Origin of the sequence: Phreatobacter stygius (genome assembly GCF_005144885.1) — a bacterium.
Classification (GTDB): Bacteria; Pseudomonadota; Alphaproteobacteria; order Rhizobiales; family Phreatobacteraceae; genus Phreatobacter; species Phreatobacter stygius.
The window spans coordinates 3,564,436-3,582,298 of sequence record NZ_CP039690.1 but is presented as its reverse complement, the minus strand read 5'-3'; the positions used below and the strand labels follow the sequence as shown (position 1 = coordinate 3,582,298).

Below are 17,863 nucleotides of genomic sequence, written 5' to 3'. Positions count from 1 at the left end.
GCGCCTTACATCGGACGATTGAACATGGCCGGCCCCTTGACCAGGGTCACCGCCCAGAACAGGACGCAGAGCGCGGTGAGCGCCAATGCGATGGCAACATTACGCTGCCTGCGCCGCTTCTTCTCCTCGTCGGTGAGGATGATCCCCGGCTCGCGGTCTTCAGTCGCCATGACGCCCCCCATCACAGGTATCGGGCGATCAGGCCCTGCTCGACCAGGAGCACGGCGAAGAGCGCGAACAAATAGATCAGCGAGAAGCCGAACAGACGTCCGGCGGCCTTGCGGGCCGGCGCGCCTTCGCGCAGCCGATAGACCTCGATGGCGCCGGCCAGCATGCCGAGACCGCCGGCGATCGATGCCACGGCATAACCGATGCCGGCAAAACCCAGGAACCAGGGCGCGACACCGAGCGGCGCCAGCAGGATGGAATAGATGAGGATCTGCTTGCGGGTCTCGGCTTCGCCGGCGACGACCGGCAGCATCGGCACGCCGGCGCGCGCATAGTCGTCCGACTTGAGCAGCGCCAGCGCCCAGAAATGCGGCGGCGTCCAGAAGAAGATGATCAGGAACAGCACGGTCGCCTCGACCGAGATGGTCCCGGTCACGGCGGCCCAGCCGATCATCGGCGGGAAAGCGCCGGCGGCACCGCCGATCACGATGTTCTGCGGCGTCGAGCGCTTCAGCCACATCGTGTAGATGACGACATAGAAGAAGATGGTGAAGGCGAGCAGGCCGGCGGCCAGCCAGTTCGCCACCAGGCCGAGCACCACCACCGAAAAGGCCGACAGGATCAATCCGAAAGCCAGCGCTTCGCCGAGTGAGACCCGGCCGGCCGGGATCGGCCGCTTGGACGTGCGCGACATCAGCGCGTCGATATCGGCGTCGTACCACATGTTGAGCGCGCCCGAGGCGCCGGCGCCGATCGCGATGCACAGAAGGCTGGCGGCCGACAGCACCGGGTGCAGCGAGCCCGGCGCAAGCACGATGCCGACCAGCGCGGTGAACACGACAAGCGACATCACACGCGGCTTCAGCAGCGCGATGAAGTCTCCTGGCGTCGCTTGGCTCACCATGGCCGCGCGGCTTGCTCCATTCGTATCGTCGACGAAAGCCAAAGCGTGCTCTTCACTCGTCTCGTTCCGGATGCCGAAGGCAACCGGTGCACTCGGGTCATCTCGGATACGGTCGGGGGTATCCGGGTGATCAGGCAAGCCCGGAACGCAAGTCCCGGGCTTCCCCTTAGTCGATTAGGCCGGTCCGCCGGCCAGCGCAATTATTTGATGCGCGGCAGCTCTTCGAACTGGTGGAACGGCGGCGGCGAGGACAGGGTCCATTCGAGCGTGGTCGCGCCCTCACCCCACGGATTTTCGCCGACCTGCTCCTTGCGCACAAAGGCCTGAGCGATGCCGACCAGGAAGATCAGCACACCGACGCCGGCGATGTAGGAGCCGATCGACGAGACATAATTCCAGGTGGCGAAAGCGTCGGGATAGTCGACATAGCGGCGCGGCATGCCCTGCAGGCCCAGGAAGTGCTGCGGGAAGAACACCAGGTTGACGCCGACGAAAGTCACCCAGAAGTGCAGCTTTCCGATGAATTCGGAATACATGTAGCCGCTCATCTTGGGGAACCAGTAGTACCAGGCCGCGAAGATCGCGAAGACCGCGCCGAGCGACAGCACGTAGTGGAAATGGGCCACCACGTAATAGGTGTCGTGCAGCGCGCGGTCGATGCCGGCATTGGCCAGCACCACGCCGGTGACGCCACCGACGGTGAACAGGAAGATGAAGCCGATGGCCCAGAGCATCGGCGTCGTCACCCGGATCGAACCGCCCCACATGGTGGCGATCCAGGAGAAGATCTTCACCCCGGTCGGCACCGCGATGACCATGGTGGCGGCGACGAAATAGGCCTGCGTCGCGGTCGAGAGACCGGCGGTGTACATGTGGTGGGCCCAGACGACGAAGCCGACCACGCCGATGGCGACCATGGCATAGGCCATGCCGAGATAACCGAAGACCGGCTTCTTGGAGAAGGTCGAGATGATGTGGCTGACGATGCCGAAGGCCGGCAGGATGAGAATATAGACTTCCGGGTGGCCGAAGAACCAGAACAGGTGCTGGAACAGGATCGGGTCACCGCCGCCGGCCGGATCGAAGAAGGTCGTGCCGAAATTGCGGTCGGTCAGCAGCATGGTGATCGCGCCGGCGAGCACCGGCAGCGACAACAGCAGCAGAAACGCGGTGACCAGGATCGCCCAGGCGAACAGCGGCATCTTGTGCAGCGTCATGCCGGGAGCGCGCATGTTGAAGATGGTGGTGATGAAGTTGATGGCGCCGAGGATCGACGAGGCACCGGCGAGGTGCAGCGACAGGATCACGAAATCCATCGCCGGGCCCGGATGGCCCGAAACCGACAGCGGCGGATAGATGGTCCAGCCGCCGCCGAAACCGTGGGCGCCGGGGGCGCCTTCGACGAACAGCGAGATCAGCAACAGCCCGAATGCCGGCGGCAGCAGCCAGAACGAGATGTTGTTCATGCGCGGGAACGCCATGTCGGGCGCGCCGATCATGATCGGGACGAACCAGTTGGCATAGCCGCCGATCATTGCCGGCATGACCATGAAGAAGATCATGATCACACCGTGGCCGGTGGTGAACACGTTGAAGGCGTGCGGATTGGAGAAGATCTGCATGCCCGGCTCCATGAGCTCGAGCCGGATACCGATCGACAGGGCGAAGCCGACAAGGCCCGCCAGGATGGCGAACCCGAGATACATCGTGCCGATGTCCTTGTGGTTCGTCGAATAGACGTAGCGGCGCCACCCGGTCGGATGAGCATGATCATCATGCGCGTGATCGTCATGCGCATGATCGGCGGACGCGTGAGCCTGAGCCATTACTTCAAGTCCTCGACAGCTGCTGTCGGTTATGAATTCAGGAGCGGCGCGTCAGCGCGCCGCGGGAATTGCGGTGGCGGCGGCAACCGCGGTCGGCTGGTCGGCCGCGGCGAATTTCTTCTTCGCCTCCTCGAGCCAGGCCGCGAAGGCCTGTTCGGATACCACCCGGAAGGCGATCGGCATGAAAGCGTGATCCTTGCCGCACAATTCCGAGCACTGGCCGTAGAAAATGCCCTCGCGGGTGGCATGGAACCAGGTCTCGTTGAGCCGGCCAGGAACCGCGTCGATCTTGACGCCGAAGGACGGCAGGGCGAAGGCGTGGATCACGTCGGACGAGGTGACCTGGACCCGGATGATCTTGTTGACCGGCACGACCACTTCATTGTCGACGGCCAGCAGGCGCGGCACTTCCGAACGCGGCGTGCCGCGGGCGACCCGCTCGGCGATTTCCTGCTCGCTCTGCATGGTCGAGACGAAGCTGAAATTGCCGTTGTCCGGATATTCGTAGGACCATTTCCAGGTCGAGGCGATCGCCTTGACGGTCAGATCCGAGCGCGGGATCGTCAACTGCTGATAGAGCAGACGGAACGACGGCACGGCGATGATGATCAGGATGAAGACCGGGATCACCGTCCAGGCGACCTCCAGACCGACATGATGGGTGGTCTTCGAGGCGACCGGATTGCGCTTTTCACTGAAACGGAAGCAGCACCACAGCAGCAGGCCGGCCACGAAGACGCAGATGATCACGATGATCGGCAGCAGGAAGGCATTGTGGAACCAGTGGATGAACTCCATGATCGGCGAAGCCGCGACCTGGAAATTGATGCCACCGAGCTCCGGCTGGCCGAGACCCGGGGTCTGCGCCATGGCCGGACCAAGGGCGCCGAGCAGCGCAACGGCGCCCAGGAGCGCCATGGCCCCGCCCCGTCCCGCCGACGCGCCGTTCCGCATCGCCTCACGCATGTTCTTCCGCTCCATATCCTTGGCTCGAACACATAAGTGATTTCGAGCCCGATCTTGTTCATCCATTCGCGTCTTGCGCACCGTTCGGGCGCCGCCTCGCGGGCAAAGACCCTTCACTTTCCGGCCGGGCGCGCACCGTCAAGGGATACGCCGCACACTGTGAAAGGAGGGGCTTTCGGCCCCCTTGAAACACAAAAACGCCATGCTCGCAATGCGACCGATGGGGCCCTGTGCGGCGCCCCGGTCACATCTAGCCTAAACTCGTTATAAACTCGACGACGGCACGGTGAAATCCTCCGAAAGGCGACATTCCCCTGCCTGAACCGCATGACGTACCGGCATTTGGCGCCTAGCCTTGACAGGGTTACGGTGGGATGGTCCCTCGCCTCGGCGGGCAGGTCCGACCGTCGACCTCAGCGATTCGATCAGGCTTTCGTTCCGGCGAATTCCAACTTCTGGGAGCTCTACCAATGACCAAGCCGTTCTCGATGCGGTCGCCCGGACGGTCCGGCCTCGGACAGATGGCCGCGGCGCTCGGCCTGTCGCTGGCGGCGCTGGTCGGTGCCGCCACGGTACCGGCCTTGGCCCAGGGCGCGGTCAGGACCACCCATGGCGACTGGCAGATCCGCTGCGATACGCCACCCGGCTCGCGCGCCGAGCAATGCGCGCTGGTGCAGAACGTCGCCGCCGAAGACCGGCCCAATGTCGCCTTGACGATCATTGCGCTGAAGACCGCCGACGGTCGCGCACGGCTGCTGCGCGTGCTGGCGCCGCTCGGTGTGCTGCTGCCTTCGGGGCTGGGCCTGAAGATCGACAATGCCGATGTCGGGCGGGCCGGCTTCGTCCGGTGCCTGCCGTCCGGCTGCGTCGCCGAGGTGGTCATGGAAGACACCCTGCTCAATCAATTGTCCGCCGGCCAGACCGCCACCTTCATCATTTTCCAGACGCCGGAAGAAGGAATCGGCGTGCCGGTTTCGCTCAATGGCTTCAAGGACGGGTTCGCCGCCCTGCCCTGATCGGCGCCGGACGGCTCGCGCCGAGCCGTGCGCCCGCCTACATATGGCCTATGGAAAAGTCCGCCGGCTGGCGGACTGCGATGCTTTGAAACGCCCGATGACCGATCTCTCACTGCTCGCCCGCGCCGATCTGGACGCCGCCGCCACCCGCGCCATTGTCGCCAAGGCGCTCGAGGGCGCCGATGACGGCGAACTGTTCCTGGAATACCGCCAGTCGGAATCGCTTTTGTTCGACAACGGCCGCCTGAAACAGGCCGGAACCGACAATTCCCAAGGCTTCGGCCTGCGCGCCGTCAAGGGCGAGGCGATCGGTTACGCTCATTCCTCGGACGTGTCGGAGGCGGCACTCAAGCGGGCCGCCGAAACCGTGCGCGCGGTCGCCGGCGGCTATTCCGGCACGCTCGCCGCGGCTCCCGTGCGTACCAATGTCCGCCTGTACGGCGACGACAACCCGCTCGACGGACCGCCCTTCGCCGACAAGGTCAAGCTCCTGGAGACGATCGACGCCTATGCGCGGGCCAAGGAACCCAAGGTCCGGCAGGTCACCGCCTCGCTCGCCGCCTCCTGGCAGGTGGTCGAGATCCTGCGCGCCGACGGCGGGCTCTATCGCGACATCCGCCCGCTGGTCCGGCTGAACGTCTCGGCGGTCGCGGGCTCCGGCGACCGGCAGGAAACCGGATCGCACGGGCTCGGCGGGCGCGCCGGCTATGCCGAGTTCATCACCGAGGGGCGCTGGCAATATGCCTGCGACCAGGCGATCCGGCAGGCGCTGGTCAATCTCGACAGCGTTCCCTCGCCAGCCGGCGAAATGGATGTGGTGCTCGGTCCCGGCTGGCCCGGCGTGATGCTGCACGAAGCGGTTGGCCACGGCCTCGAGGGCGACTTCAACCGCAAGGGCACTTCGGCTTTCGCCGGGCTGATGGGCGAAATCGTCGCGGCCAAGGGTGTCACCGTGGTCGATGACGGCACGCTGTCCGGCCGGCGCGGTTCGATCTCGATCGACGACGAGGGCACCGCCTCCAACCGCACCGTGCTGATCGCCGACGGCGTGCTGGTCGGCTATATGCAGGATCGCCAGAACGCCCGCCTGATGGGCGTCGCGCCAACCGGCAACGGCCGGCGCGAGAGCTACGCCCATACGCCCATGCCGCGCATGACCAACACCTATATGCTCGGCGGCGCACACAGCCGGGACGAGATCATCGCCAGCGTGAAGAACGGGCTTTACGCGGTCAATTTCGGCGGCGGCCAGGTCGATATCACCTCGGGCAAATATGTCTTCGAATGCACCGAGGCCTACCGGATCGAGAACGGCCGGATCGGCGCGCCGGTCAAGGGCGCCATGCTGATCGGCTCGGGCCCCGCCGACATGAAGCGCGTCAGCATGATCGGCGACGACATGGACCTCGATACCGGCATCGGCACCTGCGGCAAGGCCGGCCAATGGGTGCCGGTCGGCGTCGGCCAGCCAACCCTCAAGATGGAAAAGATCACGGTCGGCGGCACCGGCTGAACCCAGCCCGGCGGCCACTCCCTCCCTGTCTCTGAAGTCAACGTGGCACCCTCGGGAAAACACCAAGGGTGCCGAGGCGCCGTGCGCCGCATAAGTTAGGATCCGTCTCCCTCCCCCGAACATCGCGAGCGCATGGCCGTCGAACATTCTCCCACCGCCTTTGTCGTGCCCGCCGTGACCCTGCTCGCGGCCGCGGTCATCGCTGTACCGCTGTTCCGCCGGATGCGGCTCGGCTCGATCCTGGGCTATCTCGCGGCCGGTCTGGTGATCGGGCCGTTCGGCCTCAGAATCTTCTCCGACCCGGCGGCGATCCTGCACGTCGCCGAACTCGGCGTGGTGATGTTCCTGTTCATCATCGGGCTGGAGATGCGTCCGGCGCGGCTGTGGAGCCTCAGGCGGCAGATTTTCGGGCTCGGCGTGCTGCAAGTCAGCGTCTGCTCGGCCTTGCTGACCGCGGCGGGCATCGCCGGCGGCTTCCCGGTCGCGGCCTCCTTCGTCGCCGGCGCCGGCTTCGTGATGACCTCGACGGCCATCGTCATGCAGACCCTGGAGGAGCGTGGCGAAATCACCACACCAACCGGCCAGAAGATGGTCTCCATCCTGCTGCTCGAGGATCTCGCCATCGTGCCTTTGCTGGCGCTGGTGGTGTTCCTGGCGCCGGCAGTGTCTGGCACGCCGGAGGGCGGGCTGACCTCCCGGCTGATCGCCGTCGCCATCGGTGTCGCGGCGATCGCCGGACTGATCGTCGCCGGCCGCTATCTTCTCAATCCATTCTTCCGGCTGCTCGCCAGCTACGGCGCGCGCGAGGTGATGACCGCGGCCGCCCTGCTGGTCGTCCTCGGTTCGGCGCTGGCGCTGCAGCTCGGCGGCCTGTCCATGGCAATGGGGGCGTTTCTCGCCGGCGTACTGTTGTCGGAATCAACCTTCCGGCACCAACTCGAAGCCGATGTCGAACCATTCCGGGGCATTCTGCTCGGCCTGTTCTTCATGGCTGTCGGCATGTCGCTCAACCTATCGGTCGTCATCGCCGAGTGGACGACCGTCGCGACCTACGTGGCTGCCTATATTGTGGCCAAGGCGGCCGGCATCTATGCGGTGGCTCGCATCCTCAAATCCGACCATGCCGAAGCGCTCGAGCGCACCGTCATGATGGCGCAGGGCGGGGAATTTGCCTTCGTGCTCTATGCGGCGGCAAGCAGCACCGGCCTGATCGACGCCCAGGCCAACGCCATCCTGACCGCCATCGTCATCATCTCGATGGTTCTGACGCCGCTCGCGCTGATGGCGCTCGGCGCGCTCACGCCGGCGCCAACCCAGTCGCTCGACGACGTCGAGATCGCCGAGGGCCTGTCGGGCGAAGCCCTGCTGATCGGCTTCGGCCGGTTTGGCCAGGTGATCTCCCAGGCACTGCTGTCGGAACGCGCCGAGGTGACCATCATCGACAACGACGTCGAGATGATCCAGGCCGCCGGCACCTTCGGTTTCCGCATCTATTACGGCGACGGGACCCGGCTCGACGTGCTGCGCGCCGCCGGTGCCGGCGCCGCCCGGCTGATCTGCGTCTGCGTCGACAAGCGCGAGGTCGCCGACAAGATCGTCGAGCTGGTAAAGGCGGAGTTCCCGCTGGCCAAGCTGTTCGTCCGCTCCTTCGATCGGCAGCACACCCTGGCCCTGCGCGCCCAGGGCGTCGATTTCGAGACGCGCGAGGTGTTCGAAAGCGCCCTGGTGTTCGGCCAGGAGGCGCTGGTGGCGCTCGGCATCGAGCCAGACCAGGCAGCGGCGGTCGTCGCCGACCTGCGCAAACGTGACGCCGCCCGCCTCGAACTGCAGCAGCATGACGGCATCCAGGCCGGCGCGCACCTGATGCATCCCCAGGTGACCCCGGCACCGCTGGTCGAGCCCGCCCGACGTGCCCGCCCGCTCAACCCCGAGGCCGAGGACGTGCTCTCCGACGAGACGAGATTTTCCGGATGACCCTGGCGCCGCCGGCCAAATTCACCCAGGGCTCGACCATGCGCCACGTGATCGACATGACGGTCACCGGCGCGGTCGGACTGGTCGCGATCTTCGTGGTCGACCTGTTGAACCTGTTCTACATCGCAAGGCTCGGCGAGCAGGAGCTGGCCGCGGCCATCGGTTATGCCGGCACGGTGCTGTTCTTCCTGACCTCGTTCGGCATCGGCCTGTCGATCGCCGGGACCGCGCTGGTCGCGCGCGCCCTGGGTGCCGGCGACCGGGACCGGGCGCGCCGGCTCGGCACGTCGAGCCTGATCTTCATGGCTATCGGCATGACCGTCATCAGCCTTGGCCTGCTGCCGGTCTCCGGCACGGTGCTCAGCCTGCTCGGCGCGACCGGGCGGACGCTGGTCATTGCCGACCGCTTTCTCTGGATGGTCATGCCGGCCACGGTCTTTCTCGGCCTCGGCATGATGTATTCGAGCATCCTGCGCGCGGTGGGCGATGCCAAGCGCGCCATGTGGGTGACGCTGGCCGGCGGCATCATCACCGCGATCGCCGACCCGATCCTGATTTTCCTGTGCGGTCTCGGCGTCGACGGCGCGGCGATCACTTCGGTCATCTCGCGTGTCGCCATGATGGCGCTCGGCTATTACGGCGTGACCAAGGTGCACCGGCTGACCGACCGGCCGACGCTGGCCAGCACGCTCGCCGACGTCAAGCCGCTCGCCGCCATCGCGGTGCCGGCCGTGCTGACCAATCTCGCAACGCCGGTCGGCAACAGCATCGTCACCGCCATGATCGCCCGCTACGGCGACGGTGCGGTGGCCGGCTGGGCGGTGCTCGGACGGCTGGTGCCGGTGGCCTTCGGCGCCTTCTTCGCGCTGTCCGGCGCGGTCGGGCCGATCATGGGCCAGAATGTCGGCGCCCGGCTGTTTCCGCGGGTCCGCCAGACGCTGATCGATTCACTCATCTTCATGAGCCTCTACGGCATCGTGGTCTGGCTGATCCTGCTGATCATGTCGCCTTATGTGGTCAGGGCCTTCGACGCGTCGGGCACCGCGGCATCCGTGATCAGCTTCTTCTGCATCTATGCCTCGCTCGGCTGGGCCTTCAACGGTGCGGTCTTCGTCGGCAATGCGGCGTTCAACAATCTCGGCTTCCCGGCCTATTCGACCGTGCTCAACTGGGCCCGGGCGACGCTCGGCACCGTGCCCTTCGCCATGTTCGGCGCCTGGCTCGGCGGCCCGGCCTATGGCGCCGAAGGCATCATCGCGGGACAGTCGATCGGCGGCGTCGTATTCGGCGTCATCTCGGTGCTGATCTGCTTCAAGGTGATCGATCGCGCCGCCGACAAGCCGGCTGACGAATTGCCGGTGTCGGCCGGCCCGCCGACCGCGCAATCGCCATTCACCTCCGGCAAGGGCGCGACAGCCGGCCAGTGACGATCTTCCGGCAGCGTGATTAGATGCAGCCAAGGCCCGAGGAATCGGCTGCCCGGGGGAACGCTGCCATGTTCAATCTCGCCGACATCCTGGCTCAGGCGCAGGGCAATCAGAGCTTCGACGCCATCGCCAAGCAATTCGGCTGGTCGCCGGACCAGGCCCAGACCGCCATGGCCGCGCTGCTACCGGCCTTCACCATGGGCATGAACCGGGCGACCCAGTCGCCGACCGGCATGGCCGACCTGTTCAGCCTGTTCACCAGCGGGCCGAACTACGCGCAGATGTTCGACAATCCGATGGCCGCCGCACCCGGCATGATGAGCGCCGGCCAGGACGTGCTCGGCAAGCTGTTCGGATCGCCCGCCCTCACCCAGGCCATCGCCCAGCAGGCGGCCGCCGTCAGCGGCGTCGGCCAGGAGGTGATGAAACAGGTCATGCCGGTGATGGCATCCATGCTCATGGGCGGGCTGCTGAAAGGCGCCATGAACGGCCAGAACCCGCTCGGCTCGATCCTGGCCACGACGCTCGGCCAGATGATGCCCGGGATGGCCAAGACCGCATCGGATCCGGTGAGCGGCATGGTTGGCGTGTTCACCAATGCCATCGGCAACATGATGGGCGGCAAGCCGCAGCAGCCGGGGTCCGGATTGCCCGGCCTCGACCAGTTGATGGAGCTCGCCCGGCAAATGCAGGCGGCCAACCCGCTGCTCAACGGTTCGATGAACCCGGCGGCCGCTCCATCCGAATCGTCGGGACCGCGCACGCTTGGCCAGCAGGCCGCCGACACCTGGACCGCGACCATGGGACGGATGTTCCAGAGCGGCCGCGACATGCAGGACCAGCAATTGGCGCAGCTCGAGCAACTGTTCGAGCAATTCAAGCCCAAGCCGAAGGCCTGATCGACCAGCCGACGCCTGGCCCGGCCCGAGCGGGGCGGCAGCGCGGCCGCACATGAACGAAGTTTAACTCGGGGCCGGGGCGGTTCAGCCCTATGATGGCGACATTGCTGCGGGGGTGGCGCTCGAGGAGAAATCCGATGAACAAGATCGTTGTCGCAGGCGTCCTGGCGACCATGGTGACGGCGGCCCCCGCTTTCGCGCAGGCCCCGGCGCCGCAGCCCGGGCCGGCTCAGTCCAGCCCCGGGCCGCAAGGTTCAGCGCCGGAGCGCGGCCGCTGGGCGCAGATGAGCCCGGATGATCGCGCCGCCTTTCTCGATGCCCGCATCGCCAGCCTGAAGGCCCTGCTCCGGCTCAATGCCGAGCAGGAGCGGCTCTGGCCGCCGGTCGAGGCGGCGCTGCGCGAGGCTGGAACGCTGCGCGCCCAGCGCATGCAGCAATGGCGCGAGATGCGCAGCAACCCGAACGCTGCCCAGCTCGATCCGATCCAGCGCCTGCGCGCCGGCGCCGAACGCATGGCCGAGAGCGCCGCATCGATGAAGAAGCTCGCCGACGCGGCGCAGCCGCTCTACGCCTCGCTCGACGCCAACCAGAAGCGCCGGGCCGACGCCATTCTGAGCCGCGGCCGCGGCATGATGGGCGGCGGCATGGACCATGGTCCGCGGCGCTGGCAGCGCGGCGAAAACCGCCAGTAGCCTTCAGCCACGAAGCATCAGACAGCGGGCCCGCCTTGTGCGGGCCCGTTGCATTTCAGCGCTCCGCCGGATCTCCGTCTTTTCGCCGATCGAGACGGTTTGATCGATCTTGGCAACGGTCCGTTTACCCTGTTCACGCCACAGTGGCGGTGACAAATCCGTCCCGGTTGGTGTGAGGGGTCGCCCGGCCATGAGGCATGACATGGGCTCGCAGGAGCCTGAATCGCAGTCCTGTTCGCGTAGCGTTCTGGTGGTCGACGCCGATCCGACGTCGCGGCGCATCCTTGCCCAGAGCCTGAAGGGTGTAGCCCTCACGACCGAGGCGGCTGACAGCGACCAGGCCCTGGCGGCGTTCGACCGGATGACACCGGCCGCCGTCATCGCCTGCCTCGACAAGGGCGAGGCTGCATCGCCCGACGTCATCGAAGCGCTGCGTTACGGCGGCTACGAAGGACCGATCATCGCGGTGAGCGCGCGCGGCTCGCTGTCGGTCGCGGTCGAAGCGATGCGGGCGGGCGCCTGCGACATGCTGATCAAGCCGATCGCACCGGCCGAGATGGTCCGGCGGCTGATGTCGCAGCTCGGGCCGCAGGCCAGGTCGCCGGCCCAGGCCGACCGGCCCGACGAGGCCAGCCAGGATTTCGAAGGCTTCATCGGCAAGTCCCCGGCCATGCTCGCGGTCTATGACCAGATCCGGCGGATCGCGCCGTCCAGGGCGCCGGTTTTCGTCACCGGCGAAAGCGGCACCGGCAAGGAAGTGACCGCCCAGGCGATCCATCGCCGCTCGGGCCGACCGGCCAACCGGTTCATCGCGCTGAATTGCGGCGCCATCCCCAAGGACCTCATCGAAAGCGAGATTTTCGGCCACGTCAAAGGCGCTTTTACCGGCGCCATCGACGACCGCGTCGGCGCCGCCGAACTCGCCGACGGCGGCACGCTGTTCCTCGACGAGATCTGCGAGATGGACCTGGCGTTGCAGACCAAGCTGTTGCGCTTCATCCAGACCGGCGAGGTGCGCCGCGTCGGCGACACCCGCATGCGCCGGGTCGATGTCCGGTTCGTCTGCGCGACCAATCGTGATCCGCTGGCCCAGGTCGTTGCCGGGCGGTTTCGCGAAGATCTCTATTACCGTCTGTGCGTCTTGCCGCTGCATCTGCCGCCGCTCCGGCAGCGCGGTGAGGACGTGATGATGCTGGCGCGTGCCTTCCTGGTGCGTTTCGCGGCCGAGGAGGGCCGGCATTTCGACGGCTTCGACCCGGCCGCCGCCCAGATCGTCGCCGGCTTCGGCTGGCCGGGCAACGTCCGCCAGTTGCAGAACGTCATTCGCCGGCTCGTCGTGATGCATGACGGCAACCAGGTCAGCGCGCCAATGCTGCCGCTGGCCCTGGCGCACGGGTCGGCCGAAATCCGGCCCGATGAACCGCCGGTCGCGGCGGATCCGGCGCAGGTGCCGGCGGTCGAGCCGTTCTCGGTTCAGGAGCGGCGCATCATCGAGGAAGCGCTCGCCGCCTTCGACGGCAATCTGTCGCGCGCGGCGGCCGCCCTGGAAATCAGCCCCTCGACGATCTACCGCAAGCGCGAGAGCTGGGCCAAGGATGGCGAAACCGCCGACCAGCCGATGCCGGAGCCGGCCCGCCTGCACGCCTGAGCGGCCGATCTTGATCATCGGCCCGCCGTTGGCCTAAACGGGGCGAATGCACCAACAGTCCCGCACGATCTCCGTCATTGCCGTCCTCGCGCTCATCGGCTTGACCGCGACCGCCGAAGCCCAGCGTTCGCGCCGCGAGCCGCCGCGGCCACGGCCGCCGACCCGCGCCGAGGTCGAGGCCTATATGCGGTTCCCCGCCGGCGAGCGACTGGCCGTGGTCTCGATCAACGGCATCAGGCCGGCCGCCGTGGACAGGCCAAGCTTCACCTTCACCGCAAATTCCCGCATGACCGGCTTCGGCGGCTGTAATCCGGTCAATGCCGACTATCGCCGTGGCGTGAACGATATCCGCTTCGGGCCGCTCAATTTCATCGAGCGGCGTTGCGGCGGCGAGATCGATCGTCAGGAACGCGCGATCTTCTGGGCCATCCAGGGCGCCACCCATTGGCGCCCGGCAGGCCAGCGCGGCATGACCTTCACCGGCCGGCGCGGCACGGTCACCTTTGCCCGGGCGTTCTGAAGCCCGGGCGTTGTCGTGCCAACCGGCACCGCCCGAGTTCCTCAGGCCTTGGCCATCAGCATGAGCGGAGCGTCGGCGGCGACATGGATACCGTTGTCGCCGGGCGACAGGTGGACCCGCCGATCGTGGAAATTGGCAAGCGTCGAGCGGTGGCCGATCGAGACCAGCGTGGTGTCCGGCAGCCATTCCCTGATGGTGTTGTAGAGCGCCGCTTCGCCCGCCTCGTCGATCGCCGCCGTCGCCTCGTCGAGGAACAGCCAGTCCGGCTTGCACAAGAGCGCGCGCGCCATGGCAAGGCGCTGCTGCTCGCCACCCGACAGGATCATGTGCCAGGACGCCTCCTCGTCGAGACGCCCGGCGAGTCCCGGCAGCTTCACCGCTTCCAGCGCCTTGACGATATCGGCATCCGAATAGTCGCCGCGCCCGGCCGGATAGCTGACCGCGTCGCGCAGCGTTCCAACCGGGAAATAGGGCCGTTGCGGCAGCAGCATGAGCGACGCACCTGATGGCACGGTGACCGAGCCTGAGCCATGCGGCCAAATGCCGGCGAGTGCCCGGAACAGGGTCGATTTGCCCGACCCGGACGGGCCGGTGACCAGCACCCGGTCACCGCGCGAAACCGTCAGGCTCGGCGCGGTCACCACCGGTTTGCCATCAGGCAAGGTCACCGCCAGATCGGTGAGGGTGAGCGCTTCGCCGGCGGTCTGGGTGGCGATGGCCGGCGTCGGCGGCACCTGAACCGCCGCGGCGGTCCGGTTGAAGCCGGTCAAGCGATCGATCACCGACTTATAGTCGGCAAGCGATCCGTAGAGATTGGTGAACAGCGACAGCGCGTTCTCGACCCGGCCGAAGGCGCCGGCGGTCTGCGTCAGGGCGCCAAGCTGGACGGCACCGGAGAAATAGGCCGGCGCCAGGATGACATAGGGGAAAATGATCGACGTCTGGTTCAGGAAGGCGGTGAACCAGGTCAGCCGCTTGGTGTAGCGCATATAGTCGAACCAGTTCGACACGATGTTGCCAAACCGGCGGGCGAGCCCGGCACGTTCGGCATCCTCGCCTTTCAAGAGCGCGATCTGTTCGTCGTTCTCGCGCACCCGGACCAGGCTGAAGCGGAAATCGGCTTCATAACGCTGGCGCTGGAAGTTGATCAGGATCAGCGCGCGGCCGATGAGATGGGCGAAGACTGTGCCGATCACCGCGAAGATGAGGGCCGCCCAGACCAGATAGCCGGGGACCGATTCGAGATTGAAGCCGGCGACCTGGTATTTGAAATTGGTCGACAGGCCCCACAGGATCAGCACGAAGGAATAAAGCGTCAGCACCGCCGAGAAGAAGCGGATCATCAGTTCGAGCGTCGTCGAGGTGAACATCCGGACGTCTTCGGCGATGCGCTGGTCGGGGTTGTCGGTCTGCGATCCGGTCAGGCGCATGCGGTAATGGACGCCGCCGGTCAGCCAATGCTCGGTGAGCTGGCCGGTCAACCAGCGACGCCAGCGTATCTGGGTATATTGCGTCAGGTAGAGCTCGTAGACCGCCAGGACGACCCACAGGAAGGCGACGATGGTGAAGAAGCGCAGCTCGATCCAGAAGGTCGCCTCGGCACGCTCCTGCAGAGCGGTATAGAAGCGGTTGTTCCATTGGTTCAGCAGGACGGTCGCCAGCACCTGGGCGATATTGATGGTCAGCAGAACGAACAGCAGCCCGTGCGCGATGTAGCGTTCCTGCAAGGAGATCCTGAGCCCGAAGGGCAGCGCCACCACCCCCTTGTCGCGCGCCTCGAAATAGGGATCGGCCAGCCTGGTGATCTGCCGGATGGTACCAAGGAAACTCAGGCCGAACACCACCACCGCGAAGATCACCGACAGGAGAACGCTGGCCGAGGTCGGCAGATAGGGCCCGAGCTCGGGCCGGAGCAGGCCGAGCTGGTTGACGACCAGGATCGCCACCGCGGCCAGGTGCCAGACCACCAGGAAGCCAATGATCGCGCGGATCAGGGTTCCGGCCGATCGGCCGAAATAGCTGACCGCCGCCGCGACCAGCGTGAGCAAGAAGACATAGGGCGGCACGGCGAGCGCGCCCGAGGACCAGGCGCCTCCGAGCGCGATACCGGCAATGCCTGCTACGGCGGCGATGGGAAGCATGGAGAACCTCAGTAACAGATGAGGAAATGACGATGGATTGTCGGATGATTCAGCGCGGTGGCGCCTGAGCCCGCACAGGACCACGCGCGGGCCACGAAAGAAAGAGCAGAAATCACGTCACCGCATCCACCAGCGCCGCGCGCAACTCGTCGTCGGTCACCAGCCGCATGGCCTTCAAGACCTTGACCGCCTCGGTCCGGCGGCCGAGCCGCATGATCAGGATGACCGTCTCGGCGTCGCCGCACTCGGGATGCGAACAGGCGATCTCGCTGACTGTAACCCCGTCGTCAGGTCCCAGTGCTAAAATGTCACGAACGGCCAGGGTCAGCCGCCGCGAGGCATCGGCGATCTCGGGGTCCGCCCCACGGCGATTGAAGAAGAAGCGTGCCATGACGTGCCTTTTCGCGATGAGTTATGGCCGATCCGTGGCGGTGTCCAAAGACGATCGATATGCCACATCACACTCCCGTCAGCCGGTTGCGGCCCGGTTTCACATCGGTGCCACGGGATCGGCGCCGGCGCGGCTGATCGGCGGCCAGCCATCGCCGCGACGTCATTAGCAAATGCCGGCCGACCCGTCGTCAACCAATGCGCGGCGCGGCAATCCCGCCAGGGCGGGCCGAGCCTCGCCGAAGCGTGGTGCGGAACCTGGAATGTCACGCCACGCGACCATGAACATCGGCTGCCGCCTGATCGCCGCGACCGCCGCGACGATGATGGCGGTTGCCCCTGTCCTGGCCGAACCGGCGCGTCCCGGCCGGCCGGCACAGCAACGTGCGCATGCCGAAACCGTGGCGACACTGGCCGCCGCGTTCCAGCGCGCGTTTCGGTCCAACCCCGATATTCTCGCGCAACGCGCTTCGGTGCGGGCGACCCAGGAAGCCATTCCCCAGGCCCGCGCCGGCCTTCTGCCGCAGGTCAGCGCAACCGCCTATGCCGGCGTATTGTCGGCCCGCTCGCTGTTGTCGGGCACACCGACCAGTTCTTACCAGAGCGGCACTTTCTATCAGCGCGGCGTGGCGCTGACCGCGACGCAAACCCTGTTCGATGGCTGGCGCACCCAGAATTCGGTGCTGCAGGCGCAGGCGCAGGTCGGCACCCAGCGCGAGCAGATGCGCGCCATCGAACAGGCGGTCCTGCTCGACGTCGCCACCACCTATCTGGCCGTGGCGACCGGCCAGGCGCTGGTCGAAGTGCAGCGGCGCAATGTCGGCTTTCTCACCGAGACCTTGACCACCACCCGGACGCGGCTCGCCTCCGGCGTGGCGACCCCGACCGACGTCGCCCAGGCCGAAGCGCGGCTGAGCCGGGGTCTCGCCGACCTGAGTTCGACCGAGACCGACCTGTCGATCGCCCGCGACCGCTTCCTCAGGATCGTCGGCGCGCCGCCAGCCGCACGGCTCGCGCCGGCCAGCGCCGTGGACCGGCTGATCCCGCGGTCGCGCGACGCCTCGCGCGACATTGCCGGCCAGGACAACCCAGCGGTGCTGGCGGCGATCTCGTCGGTGAAGTCAGCGGAATCGGCCATTCGGGTCGCACAAGGCCAGATGCTGCCCCAGCTCAGCATGCAGGCCCAGGTGGCGCGCGACATCGGCATCGATGTCAGCACGCTGCGCACGGACAGCGCCCAAGTGGTCGGCCGGCTGACGGTGCCGCTCTATGCCGGCGGCGCTCCGGAAGCGCAGGTGCGCCAGGCCCGCGAACTGCTCGGACAGGCGCAGATGCAGCTCGACAGCGCTCGCGTGCAGTCGCGTTCGGTGGCCTTTGCCGGCCATGCCGCGCTCGACAATGCGACCTTCACGATCCGGGCGGCGACGGCCGAGGTTCGCGCCGCCGACGTGACGGTCGAAGGCGTCCGCAAACAGGCCGATGCGGGCCTGCGCACCTTGACCGAACTGTTGAACGCCCAGCAGGACTCGGTGAATGCGCGGGCGCGCCTGCTGCAGGCGCAAAGTGACCGGCTCGTGGCGTCCTACACCATTCTGGCGGCCACCGGCCGGCTCGAATTGCCGCGTCTCGGCGTCACGCAGCCGGCTGTCGGCGCGCCGCCGCCGCAATCCGACCTTGGCGTGCGGAGCGACGCCTGGGGCGAGCTGCGCAATCCAACCGGCCCGGCCCGGCCGGCCAGCGCGCGCTGAGCTCCGGACACCATAAGGACGGGGCTGACGA

Annotated in this window: 15 protein-coding genes; 9 read left to right on the top strand and 6 right to left on the bottom strand. The window is 66.8% G+C overall.

The window, feature by feature from the left end; translation table 11 throughout:
- Nucleotides 1-5 precede the first annotated feature (5 nt).
- The 4 genes from E8M01_RS16865 to coxB form a co-directional block, all read right to left on the bottom strand.
- A complete protein-coding gene (locus E8M01_RS16865) occupies nucleotides 6-170 on the bottom strand; it encodes a CoxF protein (protein WP_136961181.1) in 165 nt (54 codons plus the stop codon).
- An 11-nt stretch (nucleotides 171-181) separates the two neighbouring features.
- Nucleotides 182-1,072: a heme o synthase gene (locus tag E8M01_RS16860; protein ID WP_136961180.1), complete on the bottom strand. Its 891-nt coding sequence runs from the start codon at nucleotides 1,070-1,072 to the stop codon at nucleotides 182-184.
- Between the two features lie 200 nt (nucleotides 1,073-1,272).
- Entirely contained in the window at nucleotides 1,273-2,898 is a 1,626-nt protein-coding gene (gene ctaD, locus E8M01_RS16855; protein ID WP_136961179.1) for a cytochrome c oxidase subunit I, read from the bottom strand.
- Nucleotides 2,899-2,949: 51 nt separating this feature from the next.
- Nucleotides 2,950-3,864, bottom strand: coding sequence for a cytochrome c oxidase subunit II (gene coxB / locus E8M01_RS16850; protein ID WP_136961178.1), 915 nt, complete (start codon nucleotides 3,862-3,864; stop codon nucleotides 2,950-2,952).
- A 521-nt stretch (nucleotides 3,865-4,385) separates the two neighbouring features.
- On the opposite strand from coxB, the gene E8M01_RS16845 reads away from it, so the two are divergent.
- The 8 genes from E8M01_RS16845 (at nucleotide 4,386) to E8M01_RS16810 (ending at nucleotide 13,553) form a co-directional block, all read left to right on the top strand.
- Nucleotides 4,386-4,880 carry an invasion associated locus B family protein gene (locus tag E8M01_RS16845; RefSeq protein ID WP_246088821.1) on the top strand — a complete coding sequence of 165 codons (495 nt, stop codon included), beginning with the start codon at nucleotides 4,386-4,388 and terminating at the stop codon, nucleotides 4,878-4,880.
- A gap of 97 nt (nucleotides 4,881-4,977) precedes the next feature.
- Complete coding sequence (gene tldD, locus E8M01_RS16840; protein WP_136961176.1) at nucleotides 4,978-6,393, top strand: metalloprotease TldD; 1,416 nt, start codon at nucleotides 4,978-4,980, stop codon at nucleotides 6,391-6,393.
- Between the two features lie 132 nt (nucleotides 6,394-6,525).
- Nucleotides 6,526-8,367, top strand: a complete 1,842-nt coding sequence (locus E8M01_RS16835) for a monovalent cation:proton antiporter-2 (CPA2) family protein (RefSeq protein ID WP_136961175.1) — start codon at nucleotides 6,526-6,528, stop codon at nucleotides 8,365-8,367.
- Nucleotides 8,364-9,794 carry an MATE family efflux transporter gene (locus E8M01_RS16830; RefSeq protein ID WP_246088761.1) on the top strand — a complete coding sequence of 477 codons (1,431 nt, stop codon included), beginning with the start codon at nucleotides 8,364-8,366 and terminating at the stop codon, nucleotides 9,792-9,794. The genes E8M01_RS16835 and E8M01_RS16830 overlap by 4 nt, the downstream gene beginning before the upstream one ends.
- Nucleotides 9,795-9,862: 68 nt before the next feature.
- A complete protein-coding gene (locus E8M01_RS16825) occupies nucleotides 9,863-10,693 on the top strand; it encodes a DUF937 domain-containing protein (RefSeq protein ID WP_170181938.1) in 831 nt (276 codons plus the stop codon).
- A 137-nt stretch (nucleotides 10,694-10,830) separates the two neighbouring features.
- Entirely contained in the window at nucleotides 10,831-11,385 is a 555-nt protein-coding gene (locus E8M01_RS16820) for a Spy/CpxP family protein refolding chaperone (RefSeq protein WP_170181937.1), read from the top strand.
- Between the two features lie 202 nt (nucleotides 11,386-11,587).
- The gene (locus E8M01_RS16815; RefSeq protein WP_136961172.1) at nucleotides 11,588-13,033 is read left to right on the top strand and encodes a sigma-54-dependent transcriptional regulator; all 1,446 of its coding nucleotides are present in this window, start codon (nucleotides 11,588-11,590) and stop codon (nucleotides 13,031-13,033) included.
- A gap of 46 nt (nucleotides 13,034-13,079) precedes the next feature.
- A complete protein-coding gene (locus E8M01_RS16810) occupies nucleotides 13,080-13,553 on the top strand; it encodes an META domain-containing protein (protein WP_136961171.1) in 474 nt (157 codons plus the stop codon).
- 41 nt (nucleotides 13,554-13,594) lie between these two features.
- On the opposite strand, the gene E8M01_RS16805 is transcribed toward E8M01_RS16810, so the two are convergent.
- Entirely contained in the window at nucleotides 13,595-15,694 is a 2,100-nt protein-coding gene (locus E8M01_RS16805) for an ABC transporter ATP-binding protein/permease (protein ID WP_136961170.1), read from the bottom strand.
- A gap of 112 nt (nucleotides 15,695-15,806) precedes the next feature.
- Nucleotides 15,807-16,085 carry a hypothetical protein gene (locus E8M01_RS16800; RefSeq protein ID WP_136961169.1) on the bottom strand — a complete coding sequence of 93 codons (279 nt, stop codon included), beginning with the start codon at nucleotides 16,083-16,085 and terminating at the stop codon, nucleotides 15,807-15,809.
- A gap of 262 nt (nucleotides 16,086-16,347) precedes the next feature.
- Here E8M01_RS16800 and E8M01_RS16795 point away from each other — a divergent pair, with 262 nt between their 5' ends.
- A complete protein-coding gene (locus tag E8M01_RS16795) occupies nucleotides 16,348-17,832 on the top strand; it encodes a TolC family outer membrane protein (protein WP_170181936.1) in 1,485 nt (494 codons plus the stop codon).
- The last annotated feature ends 31 nt before the right edge of the window (nucleotides 17,833-17,863 follow it).